Annotated in this window: 17 protein-coding genes and 1 other annotated feature; of the genes, 9 read left to right on the forward strand and 8 right to left on the reverse strand. The window is 52.1% G+C overall.

What is annotated here, in order from left to right:
- Window positions 1–14: 14 nt before the first annotated feature.
- From BZG82_RS09950 to rnm, 4 genes are all read right to left on the reverse strand, one after another.
- Entirely contained in the window at window positions 15–914 is a 900-nt protein-coding gene (locus tag BZG82_RS09950; protein ID WP_198928548.1) for an AraC family transcriptional regulator, read from the reverse strand.
- 179 nt (window positions 915–1,093) lie between these two features.
- Window positions 1,094–2,077 (reverse strand): 23S rRNA pseudouridine(2605) synthase RluB, encoded by a 984-nt coding sequence (rluB, locus tag BZG82_RS09955; RefSeq protein WP_077765755.1) that lies wholly within the window; start codon window positions 2,075–2,077, stop codon window positions 1,094–1,096.
- A 291-nt stretch (window positions 2,078–2,368) separates the two neighbouring features.
- Complete coding sequence (locus BZG82_RS09965) at window positions 2,369–2,989, reverse strand: L-threonylcarbamoyladenylate synthase (RefSeq protein ID WP_077662973.1); 621 nt, start codon at window positions 2,987–2,989, stop codon at window positions 2,369–2,371.
- A 90-nt stretch (window positions 2,990–3,079) separates the two neighbouring features.
- Window positions 3,080–3,982 (reverse strand): RNase RNM, encoded by a 903-nt coding sequence (rnm, locus tag BZG82_RS09970; RefSeq protein ID WP_077765757.1) that lies wholly within the window; start codon window positions 3,980–3,982, stop codon window positions 3,080–3,082.
- A gap of 415 nt (window positions 3,983–4,397) precedes the next feature.
- Window positions 4,398–4,492: a sequence feature (Trp leader region), on the forward strand.
- Between the two features lie 83 nt (window positions 4,493–4,575).
- Here rnm and aroF point away from each other — a divergent pair.
- From aroF to trpA, 7 genes are all read left to right on the forward strand, one after another.
- Window positions 4,576–5,589: a 3-deoxy-7-phosphoheptulonate synthase gene (gene aroF, locus BZG82_RS09975; RefSeq protein WP_077765780.1), complete on the forward strand. Its 1,014-nt coding sequence runs from the start codon at window positions 4,576–4,578 to the stop codon at window positions 5,587–5,589.
- Entirely contained in the window at window positions 5,586–7,190 is a 1,605-nt protein-coding gene (locus BZG82_RS09980; RefSeq protein ID WP_077765758.1) for an anthranilate synthase component 1, read from the forward strand. Before aroF ends, BZG82_RS09980 begins: the two co-directional genes overlap by 4 nt.
- Window positions 7,187–7,801, forward strand: coding sequence for an aminodeoxychorismate/anthranilate synthase component II (locus BZG82_RS09985; protein WP_046073433.1), 615 nt, complete (start codon window positions 7,187–7,189; stop codon window positions 7,799–7,801). The genes BZG82_RS09980 and BZG82_RS09985 overlap by 4 nt, the downstream gene beginning before the upstream one ends.
- Before the next feature lie 80 nt (window positions 7,802–7,881).
- Window positions 7,882–8,886, forward strand: coding sequence for an anthranilate phosphoribosyltransferase (gene trpD, locus BZG82_RS09990; protein WP_077765759.1), 1,005 nt, complete (start codon window positions 7,882–7,884; stop codon window positions 8,884–8,886).
- Window positions 8,883–10,271 (forward strand): bifunctional indole-3-glycerol-phosphate synthase TrpC/phosphoribosylanthranilate isomerase TrpF, encoded by a 1,389-nt coding sequence (gene trpCF / locus BZG82_RS09995; protein WP_077765760.1) that lies wholly within the window; start codon window positions 8,883–8,885, stop codon window positions 10,269–10,271. Before trpD ends, trpCF begins: the two co-directional genes overlap by 4 nt.
- A gap of 121 nt (window positions 10,272–10,392) precedes the next feature.
- Window positions 10,393–11,586 carry a tryptophan synthase subunit beta gene (gene trpB / locus BZG82_RS10000; RefSeq protein WP_077577960.1) on the forward strand — a complete coding sequence of 398 codons (1,194 nt, stop codon included), beginning with the start codon at window positions 10,393–10,395 and terminating at the stop codon, window positions 11,584–11,586.
- Entirely contained in the window at window positions 11,586–12,404 is an 819-nt protein-coding gene (gene trpA, locus BZG82_RS10005) for a tryptophan synthase subunit alpha (protein ID WP_443216483.1), read from the forward strand. Before trpB ends, trpA begins: the two co-directional genes overlap by 1 nt.
- Before the next feature lie 32 nt (window positions 12,405–12,436).
- On the opposite strand, the gene BZG82_RS10010 is transcribed toward trpA, so the two are convergent.
- The 4 genes from BZG82_RS10010 to cls all read right to left on the reverse strand — a co-directional run bounded on the left by BZG82_RS10010 (window position 12,437) and on the right by cls (window position 16,500).
- On the reverse strand, window positions 12,437–13,654 hold the full coding sequence (locus BZG82_RS10010) for a GGDEF domain-containing protein (RefSeq protein WP_077765762.1): 1,218 nt from the start codon (window positions 13,652–13,654) through the stop codon (window positions 12,437–12,439).
- 10 nt (window positions 13,655–13,664) lie between these two features.
- Window positions 13,665–14,207, reverse strand: a complete 543-nt coding sequence (locus BZG82_RS10015; RefSeq protein ID WP_077765763.1) for a hypothetical protein — start codon at window positions 14,205–14,207, stop codon at window positions 13,665–13,667.
- Window positions 14,208–14,511: 304 nt separating this feature from the next.
- Window positions 14,512–14,817: a hypothetical protein gene (locus tag BZG82_RS10020; protein WP_069590104.1), complete on the reverse strand. Its 306-nt coding sequence runs from the start codon at window positions 14,815–14,817 to the stop codon at window positions 14,512–14,514.
- Window positions 14,818–15,039: 222 nt separating this feature from the next.
- The gene (gene cls, locus BZG82_RS10025) at window positions 15,040–16,500 is read right to left on the reverse strand and encodes a cardiolipin synthase (RefSeq protein ID WP_069590102.1); all 1,461 of its coding nucleotides are present in this window, start codon (window positions 16,498–16,500) and stop codon (window positions 15,040–15,042) included.
- Window positions 16,501–17,066: 566 nt separating this feature from the next.
- On the opposite strand from cls, the gene BZG82_RS10030 reads away from it, so the two are divergent.
- Both BZG82_RS10030 and BZG82_RS10035 read left to right on the forward strand, forming a co-directional pair.
- The gene (locus BZG82_RS10030) at window positions 17,067–18,410 is read left to right on the forward strand and encodes a sodium-dependent transporter (RefSeq protein WP_077765764.1); all 1,344 of its coding nucleotides are present in this window, start codon (window positions 17,067–17,069) and stop codon (window positions 18,408–18,410) included.
- Between the two features lie 150 nt (window positions 18,411–18,560).
- Window positions 18,561–19,103 (forward strand): septation protein A, encoded by a 543-nt coding sequence (locus BZG82_RS10035; RefSeq protein ID WP_077480171.1) that lies wholly within the window; start codon window positions 18,561–18,563, stop codon window positions 19,101–19,103.
- The last annotated feature ends 43 nt before the right edge of the window (window positions 19,104–19,146 follow it).

The following is a 19,146-nucleotide window of genomic DNA, read 5'->3' on the forward strand; positions in this document are numbered from 1 at the left end:
CTGATAAAAACTGTTCAATTTGGTGCAAGGTGTGTGGTATCGAGCGGCACCCAATAGTGCATCACAGCGTGCTGATCGGCAGGCTGATAGTGTGGAGGATAAACTTCTAGCTCAACCCCGTCGGTACATGTGTAGCCAGATTGAGGCAGCCAATGGTAGATAAAAGCCTTAAGCGTTTCCGGTAATGCACTCACTGGGCCAGTATGTGTGATCACCGCATAGGTTGTGGCAGGGATTGCCCAGTGAGTGATCGCATTGTCTTCAGGCGGATACATTGTGATTTGACCGGCTAAATAGGGTAAAGGCTCCCCCAGTGTCTCCGCTTGGGTAACGTTAATCGCGCCAATACTCTCACACTCACCGGCATACCATGATGACTGATGGACGTGTTGCCAAAGCTCAGGCACGACATGGGTAAAGTCGGGCTGTGATGAAAATAATCCTCGAATGTAGCCAAGCTGGCCTACTAGGTACATTGGCTCTCGCGTTTGAATATGCACAGACAGCCAAGATGGTTGAGAGGTTGCCAGACTAGCAATATGCATCGGTGTGCGAATACCGTCCATCACACCGCGCTGCCGATAGTGACGCGGGGTCATACCAAAATACTGCCGAAATGCACGCGAGAAACTCGCCTCAGAGCCAAAGCCATACATCAACGCAATATCAATAACACGGCTTTGACCCATGACAAGCTGTTGCGCCGCTTGCCCGAGTTTTAGCTCTCGTACGTAGTGCGCAACGTTGATCCCAGTTTGTTCCGAAAAAACTCGCTGCAACTGCCAACGTGACCAGCAACTTAACGCAGCTAGGTCTGCCACATTTAAGGATTGGTCAAGGTTGGCATGAATATACGCCAACACACGTTCGATTCGGTTAAAACGTGTGGCGATGTGCTGCTCGGCCGCTTTCATCACATCCATTTACTAGTAAAACGATAAGTAGCACATTATCACAAACAAGAATCGTTATCATGTGGATGAAAATAGAATGAGAGGCAATGCAGGTTGAAGAAAGGTAAAAACGGCGCATAAAAAACCCGGCAGGTGCCGGGCTTCAGGTAACGCTTTTTAAAATGCCGCTCTATAAAACGTCATTTGCGGGTGCGCGGTTTACCTTTGCCACGCGGCGCGCCTGCTCGAGGGTTGCCTTGTTTAGGCTTAGGTCCACTGCTTTTCGGCCCACCAGCGGGTGCGTTACCACGACGCGCTTGGCGCGCTTTTTTCGGTTTGCTATCGGAATCAATACGTTCTTCATAGCGGCGAACAGCACGGCGAATTTTCTGGCGTGATTTTTTGCGCTTCTGATCCTCTGGGGTGATCACTGTTTGTGATTCTGGCTTCATTTCAACCATTTCTCGCAAGTAGTTCACTTCTTTTAACTCCATCTCGCGCCAGCCACCACGTGGCAAGTCTTTCTCGAGATAGATATCGCCATAACGAACACGCTTCAGACGGCTCACCGTCACCCCTTGGGTTTCCCACAAACGGCGCACCTCACGGTTGCGTCCCTCGGTGATCACCACATAGAAGGTATGATTCATGCCTTCGCCACCCGCGTAAACAACGTCCTCAAAACGCGCTACGCCGTCTTCTAGCTCAACACCAGAGACAAGATTACGCACCATGTCTTCGTTCACCTCACCGAATACACGTACCATGTATTCACGCTGCACTTGGCGGCTTGGATGCATTAATCGGTTTGCTAATTCACCATCAGTGGTAAATAGCAACAAGCCTGATGTGTTTGCATCCAGACGACCGACAGCAACCCAACGGGCGTCTCTTAGCTTGGGAAGACGATCAAAGACAGTACGACGACCTTCTGGATCGCTACGCGTACACAATTCACCTTCCGGTTTGTTGTATGCGAGGACTCGACACACAGACTCAGAAGGCGCACTTAGTTGAACAGGATGACCGTCTACACGCACCAGCGCACTCGGGTCATCAAGACGATCGCCGAGCTTGGCAACCACACCGTTCACACTCACACGCCCTGATTGGATATAGCTTTCCATCTCACGACGTGAACCTACGCCAGCACGCGCTAGCACCTTCTGCAATTTTTCGCTCATGTTTGTCTTACCTTACTGTCGCCTTCACAGGCGTCATTACTGTCACGGTTGGCATTAATTGGTTTGCTGACGGGTTTCGTCACCAGGAGGCGAATAATACCAAGAACCCAAGGGATAGAGAAACAGTTTCGGCTGGCTCTGACTTTTTAAAATAAAAAAACGCCCAGCAAGGCGGCTGGGCGGGAATGGAAGGTCAACATGTCGCTGACACAACATCAGAACTAGCACATTGTCACAATGCAATCGCATTGTATGAGTCATTACGGCTCATGGTGACACTTGGTTCATTTTTTATTCAAATGGTTGTGGATCACCACTGCCGTGGCGGCGAATTTCTGGGTTGCCTTCACTAAAATCAACCACTGTGGTGGGGTGCTCACCCAATACGCCACCGTGCATAATCAAATCCACACTGTGCTCTAAATGATCGCGAATCTCCTCAGGATCGGATTCGGTAAAGTCGTTACCCGGCAAAATCAATGACGTCGACATCAAGGGTTCGCCCAGCGCTTCCAGCAAATCCAAAGCGATACGGTTATCCGGTACGCGAATACCAATGGTCTTACGCTTCGGGTTCATTAATCGACGCGGCACTTCTTTCGTCGCCTTCAAAATGAAGGTGTAAGCACCGGGGGTGTTATTTCGAATCAAGCGAAACGCGGTATTATCCACCCGAGCGTAAAGCGATAACTCGGATAAATCACGACATAGCAACGTAAAGTTATGGTCTTTGTCGAGATCACGAATCCGGCAAATACGTTCTAGCGCCTGTTTGTTTTCTAGTTGGCAGCCTAATGCGTAGCCCGAATCGGTCGGATAAATAATCACCCCACCATTTCGGATAATCGCCACCGCTTGATTAATCAGCCTCGCTTGCGGATTCTCTGGGTGGACGTAAAAAAACTGACTCATGGTTCCTCCTGCTTTAGCTCCGCCACACTAGGATGCTCAACCGCGATCCAGCGTTGGTGGCTAGCGCGCCGGATAATCCTTCTTATAGGTCTATTGTAACGCGTCTGGCTTGTCGCTATCTAGTTGATTTGCTGATTGCCATTTTTGTTCAGCCGCGTCTAACCATGTCCAGTCATGCCAAATCGGCTGACTGTCTTTGGGTAGCCATAAGTTGCGGCCCAGCTCTGTCCACGGAGAGGGATAATGAAAATCCGATCCCAGCGAGGCCAACAATCCATAATCTCGCGCGTAATCGGCCAGCAAACGACGCTCTTGTTGCGACTGCTGAGGAAGAGCGACTTCGATAGCATCGCCATTGGCTTCAGAAAACGCAGCCAGTAATCGTTTCAGCCACTTGGCTTTGAGTTTGTATCGACCCGGATGAGCAAGCACCGCTTTTCCCCCAGCCTCATGGATCGCTTCAACGGCCTCTGCAATCGAGCACCAATTGGGCGGCGCATAACCGGTGTTCCCTCGGGTTAAAAAGCGCTTAAAACAGGCTTGCATGGTTTTCGCGTGGCCTTGCTCGACCAACCAGCGCGCAAAATGCGCTCGGGTGAGCGGCGCATCGCCAGCCAGTTCACGCGCACCCGCGAGTGCCCCTGTGTAATGCGAACGCTCTAACCGCTCAGCAATCAGCTCAGCCCGTTGTTGGCGTCGCTCAGCTTGTTCCGCAATCAATGCGGTTAATGCCGGGTGCTGGGGATCGACATTTAATCCCACAATGTGGATATCAAAGTTCTGCCACAAGGTTGAAACCTCAATACCGTTGACCAGTGTAAGGGGCAAGTTTTGATGGTCGATTTCTGCTTGCGCCTCCACCAGCCCGGCGGTGGTGTCGTGGTCGGTAATCGCCAACACGCCCACGCGACGCTCGACCGCGCGCTGCACCAAATCTTTTGGTGATAGGCGACCGTCGGAAGCAGTGGTATGGCTATGTAAATCAATGATCATGATGTATCGGGTTTCCTTAATGTGCTCGCGCCTTGGCACTGTCAGTGTGTGTCTTATCAGCCTGAGGCTGAGCACGCGCTACGGGGCTCAGTCAATGCGAACGCGCCAAGTTAATCAGCGCTTAGCGAGCACGGTGAATATCTTTGTTGTTTATTATCGTGTGCTTATTCCGCACTTTTTCTGCATTCTTTTCGATTTCCCCGTTGACACAGAAGCAAAATATCAGTTTACTAGTACACAAGTTAACGCGCACCGTTTCTCTGTCTTGGGGAGCGATATGGCGCTAAGGGTAACAGTCACAACGGAGTCTCGCAGCATGTATTTCAACGCCGCGTCTAGATCACATTCGATTCACACTGCACCAGCTGCCGCACAGGCCGTGAGTGTATTGGCGACATCCATGACCTCTGTTGCGCTTATTTGGTGGCACGGCTCCTCACGGGCGGTGTGACGCGCTGTATAAACAGCTACCTTATTCACAACGCCCGCCACTGATGCGGGCGTTTTTGTCTCTTAGTTTTGCCATCACGCGTTATCGTGCCACCACGCAATCAGCCACGGTAACCGGCAACCATAGTTTAAAAGGATATTTGATGATTATTGTACTTAAGCCCCAAGCCACCGAGCAGGATGCCAACGTCCTCCTCAATCAAATCGAGCAATGCGGTTTAAAACCGCTTTATATGCCGGGAGTGGAACGCATTGTATTGGGCGCGCTGGGTGATGAACGTGTGCTGCAACAATGCCATTTTGAAGCCAACCCTCTGGTTGAGGAAGTCAAACCGATTCTAACCAAGTACAAACGCGTGAGCCGCGATGTACAGCCGCATGACAGCGTGGTGCATATCGGCAATGTACCTGTAGGCGGTCAACACTTCGTGGTCATGGCAGGTCCCTGCTCGGTGGAGTCCGAACAACAGCTATTGTCTGTGGCCGAGCGCGTTAAAACCCATGGCGCACGTGTGTTACGGGGCGGCGCCTTTAAACCTCGCACCAGCCCTTATGATTTCCAAGGCATGGGGGTTGAAGGATTAAAACTGCTCAAACAAGCCAGTGACCTGACCGGCATGCCAACCGTGTCAGAAGTAATGGAAATTAGCCAAGTCGACGCCGTGTGCGAGTACATTGATTGCTTGCAAATTGGCGCACGTAACATGCAAAACTATGGCTTGCTCAAAGCGGTAGGCGAAACGGGTAAACCTGTCTTGTTAAAACGTGGGCTTTCCGCCACTATCGAAGAATGTTTGCTGGCGGCGGAATATATTGTCGATGCAGGTAACCCCAATGTGATTTTATGTGAACGCGGTATTCGCACTTACGAAACCGCCACACGTAACACCTTGGATTTGAATGCCGTGGCCTTGATGAAGCAGCGCAGCCATTTGCCTGTGCTGGTCGACCCAAGCCATGGTACCGGCGTGCGAGAGCTGGTGACGCCACTATCACGCGCCGCAGCGGCCGTGGGCGCGGATGGCATCATTGTGGAAAGCCACTTAAACCCAAGCGAAGCACTGTCAGACGGCCACCAAGCATTAACCGGCGATATGTTCGCGCAGCTAATGCAAGAACTTACCCCCTTTGTGCAAGCGGCAGGGAGAAAGCTGTGAACACTCATGATCCCCAACATGGCGAGCTTGATACGCTCCAACTTTCGGTGCCTTATGTCGCCGACCCGACCGAGTTGTATGCCGCCGTGTGCCAAGATAAGCCTTATAGCATGCTGTTGGAATCGGCAGAGATTGACTCCAAACGCGACCTTAAAAGCCTGATGCTGATTGATGCCGCCGTGCGCATTGAGTGCCGCGGGCAGCGCGTTACCTTACAAGCGCTCACCCATAATGGCAGCCATTTGCTGGAGAGCATCGCCCAGAGCGCAGCGCTGAAAGCCCTTGCCTGTAAGTTAGCGCAGGCCGACGATGGAGACTTTCCCTCCCTGACGTTGACGTTCCGCCATCCCAACGACAATGGCGCGCTGTTGGATGAAGACGCCCGTCTGCGCCAAGCGTCGGTGTTTGATGCCCTGCGTGTTATCAAACAAAGTATCGCGTTGGATAATCAACCGGACGATGCGCTCTTTATCGGTGGCCTGTTTGCCTATGATTTGGTGGCCAGCACTGAAACGCTACCGGCGGTGGACGGCACCGAGCACTGCCCCGACTACCTGTTTTATGTCGCGGAAAGCTTACTGGTGATTGACCACCAGCACCGCCAAGCACGCCTACAAGGCACCTTATTTGGTGGTGATAACGCCAGCGCCCACTATGTGGATTTATCGCGTCGCTTGCAGAGCATCAAAGAAGCCTGCTTATCGCCTGCGCCGCTTCCAGAAGCGCCCGTGGTGACCGATCACAGCGTTGCGGTTTCCGTCTCTGATTCAGACTTTTGTCAGCAAGTTGAAGCGCTGAAAAAGCACGTGATTGCCGGAGATGTGTTTCAAGTGGTGCCATCGCGCCGCTTTACCCTCGCCTGTCCCTCGCCGCTCAATGCTTATCGAGCGTTGAAGCGTGGCAACCCTAGCCCGTATATGTTTTATCTGCGTGATAGCGAATTTAGCTTGTTTGGCGCCTCGCCGGAAAGCGCCCTCAAATATACTCAAGCGACTAATCAGGTGGAGATTTATCCCATCGCGGGTACGCGCCGACGGGGAAAAACCGCCCAAGGCGACATTGATCACGACTTAGATAGCCGCATTGAGCTTGAGCTGCGCAATGATGAAAAAGAAAATGCCGAGCACATGATGCTGGTCGATTTGGCCCGCAACGATGTGGCGCGAATTAGCACGCCCGGCAGCCGCCATGTCGCCGACTTGCTCAAAGTCGACCGCTACAGCCACGTCATGCATTTAGTTTCTCGGGTGGTGGGTCAACTGAAACCTGATTTAGACGCACTGCATGCGTACCAAGCCTGTATGAATATGGGCACGCTCACCGGTGCGCCCAAGCTTCGCGCGATGCAACTTATCCGTGACACCGAACAGTGCCGTCGCGGCAGTTATGGCGGGGCCGTGGGCTATTTTACCGGTTCGGGTGAGATGGATACCTGTATTGTGATCCGCTCTGCCTACGTTGAAAACGGCGTTGCCACCGTGCAAGCCGGCGCGGGTGTAGTGTTTGATTCTGACCCTCAAGCCGAAGCGGACGAAACCCGCGGCAAAGCACAAGCGGTGATCCATGCGATTCAAACCGCCCATCAAGGAGGCCAATCATGAGTACCCCGCCAATGGACATCGTCCTGCTCGATAACATGGACTCCTTTACCTATAACTTAGTGGATCAATTTCGCGCACTCGGTTACCCGGTCACGGTGTTCCGCAATCATTTAGAGGCTGAGGCGATTGCTCGCCACATTCGAACCCTGCCCCAACCACTGCTGGTGCTCTCGCCCGGCCCTGGCGCGCCGGCTGACGCTGGCTGTATGCCCGCATTGATTGAAAAACTGCGCGGCCAAGTGCCAATGCTGGGGATTTGCCTAGGTCAGCAAGCGATCGTCGAAGCCTACGGCGGCACAGTCGCCGGTGCTGGCACCATCATGCACGGCAAGGCATCGGCCATGCATCACCAACAGCATGCGGTATTTGGCCCATTGGCATCCCCACTCACCGTGGCTCGTTACCACTCACTGGTGGCGACTGAGGTGCCTGCCAGCTTGGATGTCATCGCCACCGTATTTGATGGCGACGATCAAAAAGTAATGGCGGTGGTGAGCAATACCGACTACGTGGTCGGTTATCAATTCCATCCAGAGTCCATTTTGACCGCACAAGGCGCAGCTCTGCTCACCCACACTATCGATTGGGCGAGTGGCTACTATCAGTGCTAACAATAGCATCAGCGCTAACAACAACACGTGCCAGATAAGCACGGAGCTCGAACAGACAAATACCGAGGTTAAGTACAGTGATGGATCAACTACTAGAGACGCTCTACCAACAACAGTCACTCAGCCAAGCGCAAAGCGAGCAGCTGTTTAGTGCGATCATTCAGGGTGAACTCGAGCCAGCACGATTGGCGGCTGCGTTAACCGCATTGAAGATTAAAGGGGAAACGCCTGAAGAAATCGCGGGCGCAGCAAAAGCACTCACCGACAACGCCGAACCTTTCCCCCGCCCCAGTTATCCGTTTGCCGATATCGTTGGGACGGGAGGCGATGGCGCGAACACCATTAATATTTCAACCACGGCCGCCTTTGTCGCCGCCGCCTGTGGCGTTAAAGTGGCCAAACACGGTAACCGCGGAGTGTCGAGCAAATCAGGCTCATCGGATTTACTCGCCGCCTTTGGCATTGATTTGGCGATGCCTGCCGACCGTGCTCGCGAGGCCTTGGATAATCTGGGGGTTTGCTTTTTATTCGCGCCGCAATACCACACCGGCGTACGACACGCGATGCCCGTGCGCCAAGCGATGAAAACGCGCACCATCTTCAATCTGCTTGGGCCGTTAATTAATCCGGCGAAACCTAGCATTGAGCTGATGGGCGTCTACGACCAAGCCTTAGTTGCGCCAATTGCACAAACCATGCAAAACCTCAATATGACGCGCGCTGCTGTGGTTCATGGTGACGGTCTGGATGAAGTAGCTATCCACGGCCCCACGACGGTGGCAGAAATCACCCCGACCCAAATTGAGCATTACACCTTAACCCCCAGCGACTTTGGTGTATCTCAATATCCGCTGGACAGCATTGCCGGTGGCACGCCGGAGCAGAACCGGGCGATGATCAGCGCGATTTTGCAAGGTAAAGGCACAGACGCCCAGCAAGCGGCGGTGGCTGTCAATGTGGCACTCTTGCTACGCTTATTCGGACAAGAAGACTTGAAAGCAAACACACAACAGGCCTTGGACGTGATGGCGTCGGGCAAGCCTTACACCATCATGCAAGCGTTAGCACAAAGGAGCGCAGTATGACCACCTCAGCCCTCAACGACACCATTTTAGGCCGCATTGTCGATGACAAAAAACGCTGGGTGGCCGCGCGCAAGCGCACTCAGCCGCTGGACAGCTTTATCGACCAACTGACGCCCAGTGATCGTGACTTTCGTGCTGCACTGGCCGCGCCGGGCTCACAGTTTATCTTGGAGTGCAAAAAAGCCTCACCTTCAAAAGGGTTGATTCGAGAAGACTTCGATCCGGCCAGTATCGCCCGTGCCTACCGACCCTTTGCCGCGGCCATTTCAGTCCTGACGGACGAGGACTACTTTCAGGGCAGTTTTGACTTCTTACCGATCGTACGCGAACAAGTCGATGCGCCTGTGCTTTGCAAAGATTTTATTATCGACCCTTATCAGGTTTACCTCGCGCGTCATTATCAAGCCGATGCGATCTTATTGATGCTGTCAGTACTCGACGACGCCGAATACCGCGAGCTGGCCGATTTAGCCGAGTCGCTAAAGCTGGGCGTGCTTACCGAAGTGAGCACCGAAGACGAGCTCGCGCGTGCCAATGCCTTAGGGGCGGTGGTGATTGGCATTAACAACCGGAATTTACGTGATTTAAGCATCGATCGCGATCGCACCAAACGTTTAGCACCACAAGTGGGCGAAAAAGCGATCGTGATTTCAGAAAGTGGTATTCATAGCCACCGTCATGTGCGCGATCTTGCCCACCACGCGGATGGCTTTTTGATTGGCAGTGCATTAATGGCAGAGCCCGATCTGACCCTCGCGCTACGTAAAGTGATCCTGGGGGAAAATAAAGTCTGTGGGCTCACCACCGCTGATGATGCCCTCGCCGCCTATCAGGCAGGCGCGGTCTACGGTGGACTTATTTTTGTTGAGCACTCCCCGCGCGCGGTGACATCCGCCGTGGCCGAGCGCGTACAGCAAGGCGCGCCGCTGCGCTATGTGGGCGTGTTCCAAAATCATGCGCTAGATACCGTGGCTGAGTACGCACAACAGCTCAGCCTTCACGCGGTGCAACTGCATGGTGACGAAGACGCAGCATATCTACAAGCACTGCGCGAAAAGCTCCCTAAGCACTGTGAAATTTGGAAAGCGCACGGTGTCTCTGATGTCGCACCGGCTTTAGACGGTGTGAATGCTGACCGCCACCTTATCGACAGCCGAGTCGGCCAACAATCTGGCGGCACGGGTAAAACCTTTGATTGGCACCTGATCCCTAAAACCGCCAAAGACAAAGTCATGATTGCCGGCGGGCTCACCCCCGAGAATGCGGCCAAAGCGGCTGAACAGGGCTGCCTCGGGCTGGATTTTAACTCGGGCGTCGAGCATGCGCCCGGCGTGAAAGATGCCAACAAGTTACAAGCGGCGTTCCGCGCCCTTCGCCGCTATTGATTTTTCGAGATAGTTGATTTTCCGGGATGGTTGATTTCCCGAGATAATTTAGCTGAGAGGATAGATGTCGCCAAGACCGTCAAACTATCTCGGCCCCAGTTAAAGACGTAAAAGGATAATTATGAGCAAGCTTAACCCGTATTTTGGCGAATTTGGTGGTCAGTATGTGCCCCAAATTCTAGTGCCTGCGCTTGATCAGCTCGAACAGGCGTTTATTGATGCCCAAGACGACCCGAAATTTAAAGACGATTTTATCCGCCTGCTGCAAGAGTATGCCGGACGACCCACCGCGTTGACGCTTTGTCGTAACCTCACCAAAGGGACGAACACCAAGCTGTATCTTAAGCGAGAGGACTTGCTGCACGGTGGTGCGCACAAAACCAACCAAGTACTGGGCCAAGCGATGCTTGCCCAGCGTATGGGCAAATCAGAGATCATTGCCGAAACCGGAGCCGGCCAACACGGTGTGGCGACTGCGCTGGCGTGTGCGCTACTGGGACTGAAATGCCGCATCTACATGGGCGCCAAAGACGTTGAGCGCCAAAGTCCTAATGTGTTTCGAATGAAGCTGATGGGTGCCACCGTCATCCCAGTACATGCGGGCTCTGCGACGTTAAAAGATGCATGTAACGAAGCGATGCGCGACTGGTCAGCCAACTATGATACCGCCCACTATTTGCTCGGTACTGCGGCGGGCCCGCACCCCTTCCCGACCATTGTGCGCGAGTTTCAACGCATTATTGGTGAGGAAACCCGTGCGCAAATTCAGCAGGTAGAAGGCCGATTGCCGGATGCGGTAATCGCCTGTGTGGGTGGCGGCTCAAACGCCATTGGCATGTTTGCTGACTTTATCGATGACAAAGACGTGCGTTTAATTGGTGTTGAGCCGGCAGGCAAAGGACTCGATACCGATCAACACGGCGCGCCCTTAAAGCACGGCAAACCCGGTATTTTCTTCGGTATGAAGTCCCCATTGATGCAAGATGAATATGGCCAAGTCGAAGAGTCGTATTCAGTCTCAGCCGGATTGGACTTCCCGTCGGTGGGGCCACAGCATGCGCATCTTAACGCCATTGGTCGCGCCGAATATCCGGCGGTCACCGACGATGAAGCCTTAGAAGCGTTTCAAGCTCTTGCGCGCAACGAAGGTATTATTCCCGCGCTAGAATCTGCCCATGCACTGGCTCAAGCCCAAAAAATGATTGCCGCTGATCCTGAAAAAGAGCAGCTTTTGGTGGTCAATCTATCCGGACGTGGTGATAAAGATATCTTTACTGTATATGACATTTTAGAAGGCAAAGGAGAGCTGTCATGATGGCATCATCAACTCGATATCAAGCGATGTTCGCAAATCTGGATGCCAAACAGCAAGGTGCCTTTGTTCCTTTTGTCACCTTGGGGGATCCAAATCCAGAACAATCACTCGCCGTGGTCGATGCCTTGGTTGAGGGCGGTGCCGACGCGCTGGAGCTTGGTATGCCGTTTTCCGACCCATTGGCTGATGGGCCAACTATTCAAGACGCGACATTACGTGCCCGAGCCGCTGGCACCACACCCGATACCTGTTTCGACATGCTGGCAGCCATTCGCGCCAAGCATCCGACCATTCCGATTGGGTTGCTGATGTATGCCAACCTCGTCTACGCCCGTGGTATTGACGCTTTTTACCGCCGGTGTGCGGACGTCGGGGTCGATTCGGTGCTGGTAGCAGATGTGCCAATTGCTGAATCTGCGCCATTTCGCGAACAAGCGCTAGCGCATGGTATTGATCCGATTTTTATTGCGCCACCCAACGCAGACGATGCCACCTTAGCTAAGGTGGCGGAGCTCGGTCGTGGCTATACCTATCTGGTGTCGCGCGCGGGGGTAACTGGGGCCGAGGCCAAGGCGGGAACGCCTGTTGAGCACTTACTCGGCACCTTGCATCATCATGAAGCACCGCGTCCGCTGCTTGGCTTTGGCATCTCGACCCCTGAGCAAGTCAAAGCGGCAATTAGCGCCGGGGCGGCAGGCGCCATTTCTGGCTCGGCGGTGGTGAAGATCATCGAGCAGCATCAACATGATGTACCCACGATGCTGGCGAAACTAACGGAATTCGTCAAAACCATGAAAGCGGCGACAGCACGCCAATAATACCAAGCTGGATAACACTGAGCTTGATAACACTAAGCGTTGGGCGATGTCTGTTCAGCATCGCCCTGCGGATGGCTACTTACCTGATAGGTGACCTCTTCGAACCGCGATTCCTCACGACTGTGCCGTTTTCCATTGGGAGGCTGCATGGTGTCATGATACACGCGATATTGGTTCTTCCCTGCCCGCTTTGCGGCGTACATTGCCGTGTCCGCATGGGTCAGTAAACGCTCTCCACTCAGTTTATCCTTTCCATGCGCGATACCCACGCTAGCCGACACTTGGCAGAGGTATGTGTCAATGAGGATCGGTTGATGCGCCACGTCGACAAGAACACGAGCAAGCACTATCGACTCATCGTCGCGCTGATAAGGCATCACCACTGCAAACTCGTCGCCTCCTAACCGTGCAATGACCGCATGCGGCGGGAGTGCCATCGCTAGCTTTTCTGCCAACGCAGACAGAAAAAGATCGCCCACATCATGGCCAAAGTTGTCGTTAATCGCCTTAAAGCCATCAAGGTCGATCACCAATATCGCCATATTATGAGTATTGAATACATAGCGACCGTTTAACGTATCAAACAGCCAATGGCGATTGTGCAACCCTGTCAGTTGGTCTTCGCGCGCTAAGCGATAATAGCGTTTGGCATCCAATGCCAGCAGCATCAATACTGTCGCGCCCACGGCTATCATCCCTAACGTCATCACGGTGGTCAGTTGTCCGAGCTGGTTAAGTAACCGCGTATGCTCGCGATAACCATTACCCGGCATGGCTAACGATTGCTGAAAAAAGCCATCGAGCAATTGACGCTGCTGGCGATAATGCGCAATCAGCTGGCTCATGCCCTGACTGGAAAAGCGCAAGGCATAGAAGCGGCTTTCATACCCTTTAAGATCAGCGAACAGGGTTTTTAGTAGCGCCGTCGGATGCGCCTGTTCCGTATCACCACTATTCGCCATTGTTATCGCAACCGGAAAGCGACTCCATAAGATCTCGTGCTGAATCGCCAACTGATCAAAACTGCTCTTTCCACCTTGGTAGCGTTCCAGCAAGCTGATCAGCGCATCGTACTCTTTGGACAGGCTGAGCATATACCACACAAGCTTGCTTTGGCCGTTGGTTAGGCGCTCAGATAACGCGGTGATCTTATTGGTGGTTACCACCACACCGATTGCCATGATCGCAATACACACCACTAAAATAGTGCGTTTAATCGGCATCACCTTCAGTTGGGCATTTCTCATCATTCGTCACTCCTTAGGGCTGGCACGTTATGTCAGTCAGCTGCCACACCATTGCCGAATAGAATCGGTCAGTCTGAATGGCCGGGTATTGGTCGAGAGGAAACACTAACCAAAGTGGACCGAGTGTTCTGAGTGTCATCGCTTGCCCGTTGCGTTTCATCGCAATCACTGGCTGATAACGTGCCACCATGTCGGCACTGAGTATCGCTTGGTATCGATTCATCGCGCTCAGTGTTAAGTCAGCACATTCCCCCATCCCCGCAGCGTCCAAAACGGTTGATAGCGCCACACCCTCAAAACGTTGCTCACCTTGGGTAAATGGGGTTTGAGTGGTGATTTGTGCCGAAGGTAATGCCTCGAGCGCCTGTCGATTGAATCGCACACTATGCTCTGGAGTAACACTGACGGTGAGATTGATCGGCACGCGCAAGGCGGCAACAGCGCTGAAGGTAATCAAAACGCCAATCACCACCATCGCGACAGTGGGGGCTTGAACTAAACCACGCAGCAATACAATGGGTGCTGCAAGAAAGGCTGTGCGAGGTTTTTCTTTCATTTTTCACCAGTTACATCATAACGACAACCGGAGACTTGTCGGTCAGCAGCAAGGGGCTTGAAGCTGGCCTCACAAATGTAAGTCACGTGTCTGTATTACGTCACGGATGTGACGCTGTTGGGACTAGTGTGCTTGAAAGGGGTTAACGATTTATAGTGTTTGAGCCAGCATTTATTAACAAATCTCACAATTGAGATAAACTCGCAGCACAAAAAAAGTTAGGGATAGAGAGCAGGCAGGGGCAATAGGCCATAAACAAAAAAGCCTGCCGATACTCTGTGTATCGACAGGCAAACAACGCTGATTAGCTAAGATCGCGCATTAATATTTCAAGCTCTTCCTGAGCCTGATCAATCAAGGACGCCAGCTCGTTTGCATCATCATGATGCATTGGCAGTGCCCAATTTTCTCGTCTTCCCGGCTCGACATGCTCTGCGACCAGCTGGGTGATTTTTCCTTTACGCTCAAACTTCACCTCATCAAATTCCGCGAGGTGCGGTTTTTTTTCGTTGGCAATCTGGATCAACACATTGCCATTTGGCACAACCCGCACGTGCGCCTTTCGCGCGGGTGTGGTGTTCAATGTATAACTGCGTGAACGGATAGACATGTCTACCTCCTGTCACTCGATATGGGGCACTAGTAAGTGTAGTAACTCTGCCCTCAAACGGCAGCGAAAGGCGCCGGATTTTTAGGATATAAGGGAATAAATGGTTACCAATTGTGAGGCACTTAATAATCTTAATACTGACAAGCGATTAGGATAACGGCCCCTATACGGTAAGCATAACCAAACGCACTTTGTGCATGTTCAATCAAACGCGCGCGCCGATCATAACAACGGACTGAACATGTAGAAAAACTGTTCAATCGGCTTGTGATAAACCGGTCGTTGTTGCCACGTTTTAGGTTCCACTCGCAAAGACTGGGTGAGATAGCGCTGATGTAGCGCGTTCACGCTGGCACAAAAATCGGGATCATCGACCGTGAGCGTTAACTCAAAGTTCAACCATAAGCTGCGCATGTCGAGGTTTACGGTGCCAATCAAACAGTACTTTTCATCAACCAACACAGATTTGGTGTGCAGTAAGCCGCCGCCAAAGCGGTAGATCTCAATACCTGAGGCCATTAGATCAGCAAAGAAGGATCGACTGGCCCACTCCACCATTAAGGAATCGTTTTTCTCCGGCACAATCACTGTCACTTTCACGCCTCGTTGCGCTGCCGTTTGTAAGCTAAACAGTAGCCCTTCACTCGGCACCAAATACGGCGTGGTAATGGTAATGCTGTCATGGGCTTGGTGGATAGCCAAGGTTAACACCTGTTGGATCATACCATCCGGCAAACCCGGTCCCGATGGAATGGCTTGCACCGCGTGATTGGCATGTTGGTGATCTTCAATGAGTGAGCATTCTGGTTGTGCGGGTAAATTGCGCAGTCCCGTTTCTACTTCCCAATCCCAAGAAAAGATGCTGCTGAGCACAGGAACGGTGGGGCCGGTAACACGTACCATCACGTCTACCCATTGACCCACACCCGCGTTTTGTTTAAAAAAGCGCGGATCGACCATGTTCATCGAGCCCGTGTATGCCAGATGATTATCGATGATCACCACTTTGCGGTGCTGGCGAATGTCGAGCCGACGGAAAAACATCCGAAACGGATTGACGGCCAGTGCTTCAATTAGCTCTATCCCCGCTTCTCGCATCACACTCGGCCATTTGCTGCGGAAAAACGTCTTACTCCCCGCAGAATCAAGCATGATACGAACCGGTATGCCCCGCTTCGCGGTATCACAAGCGGCTTGCGCAACCTCATCGGCATGGCCGCCAGGATGCCAAATATAAAACACCATGTTCACGCTTTGTGTAGCGTGACGAATATCAAAGGCAATGGATTTAAGAATATCTGCCGGATCGGTCTGCAAGTGAAGTTGGTTGCCCGTTAATTCAGGGACACCAATCCGCGCTTGGCATAATTGGTTAACATGATGAGATTGCTCGCGCACGTGCTGAGGACGATGCGCCGGACACGCCTGTAAGCTGAGCAACCATTGCCGATACGGTTCAAACATCGCTTTGGCACGTACCGCACGCGTCTTCCCGAGATTGAGCTCGCCAAATAGCAGGTAGGCGATCACACCGACAATCGGCAGGATGTAAATAATCATCAACCATGCGATAGACACCCCGAGCGCACGACGCTTAAAGACCACACGAATAGTGACCGCCGCGATCGTTAGCCAATACGCGAGTAACAAAATAAGAGTCAGGATCTCGTAGACTTTTTCCATGCTTGTTTGCGCACACCTTATTGTTGGAATCGACGGGTTATCAACCACATGGTCTTCCCCTATTCTGCCTAGCTTGCCTCTGGGTGCAAGCAGTGTTTTGTCTAGATTTATGACAACACCAGTCACCAAAAGTGAAATAGCCCACAGTAGTAATGTCATAGATGAATAACCGACACAGAAATACGTGACGCAACATCACCTTGTTAACATTGTGTTAAATCAATAATTGCGACAGAGAAAGCCACTGTGGTACTGACTATAGACAGTGAATCGCACTCACTATCGGCGAATAAGTAAGCAGGCGCGGAAAGAATATCGGGAAGTTGGCTCGTTTGGGGGTATTACATACGGCAAGATCTTCAAATTTTACGCATAAACTGTTTTACTTACGAGCCTTAGAGGAACGAATCACTAGCTTCGCTCTGTAATTATAAGTTTACACACCATAAGGTGTCGCTCGCGCATCAGCGATGGGCATTATGAGCAGTATCAATCATCTATACCCAAGCTGCTGGACGCACTCGCGTAGAGCTAAACGGGTATGTCGCATAAACTGACGAGTAGATATGGCAAACACACAACGCGCACAATTTTCATCCCGATTAGGGTTTATCTTGGCGGCAGCCGGCTCAGCGATTGGGCTGGGCAATATTTGGGGGTTCCCGACCCAAACAGCTTCAAACGGCGGCGCCGTTTTTCTGTTCATTTATTTGATCATGGTTTTTGTCCTAGCGTATCCCCTTTTAATAGCAGAACTCACTATTGGACGCTACGGCAACGCTAACCCGGTTCGGTCTTTATCCTCAGTGGCAGGTGGGCAAAAGTGGTTGGGTCGCTTGCTCGGCTTAGTCGGTATGCTCGGAGCAACCGGTATCCTTAGCTTCTATGCCATTGTCGCCGGTTGGCTGGTCGGCTTTATGGTGTCACCACTGCTCACCGCGCTGGGCTTTGTTAATGCGGCGAACTGGTTAGAGTCATTTAGCGAAACCCGTAACCTTGCCCTTATGCTGTGCTTTATGGTGCCAACTATTTTGGTGGTTCGTAACGGGATTGCTAACGGGATCGAGCGTTGGTCGTCTCGCTTAATGCCAGTACTGTTTTTACTCTTCGTGGTGATGGTGGTGTACATCTTGTTCCAACCTGGCGCGATTGAGGGGTTAAAAATGTACCTGATCCCCGATCCTTCTCACCTCTCGCCAAGTCTGGTGGTAAGTGCAATGGGGCAGGCTTTCTTCTCGCTCTCCCTCGGTGTGTGCGTAATGATGGTTTATGGCTCTTACTTATCCAAGTCAGCCAGTATTCCCAAAACTGCCGCCCAAGTGGCACTGCTCGATACCGGTATCGCCTTTATTGCCGGACTATTGATTATGCCAGCGATGTTCGTTGCGCAGCATAACGGGGTAGCGATTTACAGTGAAAGCGGGGATCTACTCAGCAGCGATACGCTGGTGTTCAACGTCTTGCCTGCCATGTTCGATACCATGGGCAGTGCTGGCTTGTTTATCGGCTTCGCTTTCTTCTTACTGATGGTCATTGCGGCTCTCACATCGGCCATTTCAATGCTTGAAGTGCCCGTGGCTTGTGCGACCGAAGAACTGCGCCAGTCTCGCGAGAAAGCCGTTTGGTGGATTGGTGGTTTGATCACCCTTGCCTCTGCCACCATTGTGTATAACTTTGGCGATCTGTTCGGCTTGGTGGTTACCGTGACCACCGAATACGCACAGCCTATTCTCGGCCTGCTGTTTGCCTTGGTCGCAGGTTGGCTATGGCACCGTAACGAAATCTTGAAAGAGCTGGTGCAAGGTAGCCCTGAGCTTGGCGAAACCTGGTTTTGGAAGATCTGGCCGGGCTATGTACGAGTGATTTGCCCGATCTTAATGATCTTGGTCTTTGGCTGGGACTGGATCTAACCGCACACCGCTCAGTGCATGAGATGTTATGCGCTGGGCGGTATCTTCTCTTCCCCCTTTTTGCGCCATTTCGTATTTCCTCCCCTCGCCACAATTGGTTACACTTCCAAAACATTTGTTCAATCCGCCTAAAAGGCATCGTGTCGTTTTATGAAACAACTGATTGATTTTATTCCACTCATTATCTTCTTCGCGCTGTATAAGTTTTACGATATTTATGTCGCCACAGGCGCCTTGATCATCGCGACCCTGATCCAAGTCGCCTTAGTGTGGGTGCTGTATAAAAAAGTGGAGAAAATGCAGATTGTCACTGCGGCTTTAGTGGCGGTGTTTGGGGGAATGACACTCTTCTTCCATGATGACAACTTCATTAAATGGAAAGTGACCATCGTCTATGTGTTGTTTGCGGTGGGCTTGGTGGCCTCTGAGCTGATGGGTAAACCCTTAATCAAAAACATGCTCAGCAAAGAACTGGACTTACCCGATCGTGTATGGCGCACCATTAACTGGGCGTGGGTGAGTTTTTTCTCGGTATTAGCCGGGGTCAATATTTACGTCGCATACAGCATGCCGCTTGATGTTTGGGTGAACTTTAAAGTGTTTGGCACCATGATCTTAACGTTCTTATATCTCATCGCGACCGGTGTCTACATCTACCGCCATATGCCCAAAGAGAGCAACTCGGACCAATAAAAACTTGCCCAAATGCTGTGTCAGAGGTCACAATTCTAATCTT

It is taken from the genome of Salinivibrio sp. PR5, assembly GCF_001996085.1.
GTDB lineage: Bacteria > Pseudomonadota > Gammaproteobacteria > Enterobacterales > Vibrionaceae > Salinivibrio > Salinivibrio proteolyticus.

What these genes read in the sequence shown, in the direction of transcription:
- BZG82_RS09950 (WP_198928548.1), bottom strand. Translation starts at nt 914, where the DNA reads ATGAAAGCGGCCGAGCAGCACATCGCCACACGTTTTAACCGAATCGAA.
- rluB (WP_077765755.1), bottom strand. Translation starts at nt 2,077, where the DNA reads ATGAGCGAAAAATTGCAGAAGGTGCTAGCGCGTGCTGGCGTAGGTTCA.
- BZG82_RS09965 (WP_077662973.1), bottom strand. Translation starts at nt 2,989, where the DNA reads ATGAGTCAGTTTTTTTACGTCCACCCAGAGAATCCGCAAGCGAGGCTG.
- rnm (WP_077765757.1), bottom strand. Translation starts at nt 3,982, where the DNA reads ATGATCATTGATTTACATAGCCATACCACTGCTTCCGACGGTCGCCTA.
- aroF (WP_077765780.1), top strand. Translation starts at nt 4,576, where the DNA reads ATGATTATTGTACTTAAGCCCCAAGCCACCGAGCAGGATGCCAACGTC.
- BZG82_RS09985 (WP_046073433.1), top strand. Translation starts at nt 7,187, where the DNA reads ATGAGTACCCCGCCAATGGACATCGTCCTGCTCGATAACATGGACTCC.
- trpD (WP_077765759.1), top strand. Translation starts at nt 7,882, where the DNA reads ATGGATCAACTACTAGAGACGCTCTACCAACAACAGTCACTCAGCCAA.
- trpCF (WP_077765760.1), top strand. Translation starts at nt 8,883, where the DNA reads ATGACCACCTCAGCCCTCAACGACACCATTTTAGGCCGCATTGTCGAT.
- trpB (WP_077577960.1), top strand. Translation starts at nt 10,393, where the DNA reads ATGAGCAAGCTTAACCCGTATTTTGGCGAATTTGGTGGTCAGTATGTG.
- trpA (WP_443216483.1), top strand. Translation starts at nt 11,586, where the DNA reads ATGGCATCATCAACTCGATATCAAGCGATGTTCGCAAATCTGGATGCC.
- BZG82_RS10010 (WP_077765762.1), bottom strand. Translation starts at nt 13,654, where the DNA reads ATGATGAGAAATGCCCAACTGAAGGTGATGCCGATTAAACGCACTATT.
- BZG82_RS10015 (WP_077765763.1), bottom strand. Translation starts at nt 14,207, where the DNA reads ATGAAAGAAAAACCTCGCACAGCCTTTCTTGCAGCACCCATTGTATTG.
- BZG82_RS10020 (WP_069590104.1), bottom strand. Translation starts at nt 14,817, where the DNA reads ATGTCTATCCGTTCACGCAGTTATACATTGAACACCACACCCGCGCGA.
- cls (WP_069590102.1), bottom strand. Translation starts at nt 16,500, where the DNA reads ATGGAAAAAGTCTACGAGATCCTGACTCTTATTTTGTTACTCGCGTAT.
- BZG82_RS10030 (WP_077765764.1), top strand. Translation starts at nt 17,067, where the DNA reads ATGGCAAACACACAACGCGCACAATTTTCATCCCGATTAGGGTTTATC.
- BZG82_RS10035 (WP_077480171.1), top strand. Translation starts at nt 18,561, where the DNA reads ATGAAACAACTGATTGATTTTATTCCACTCATTATCTTCTTCGCGCTG.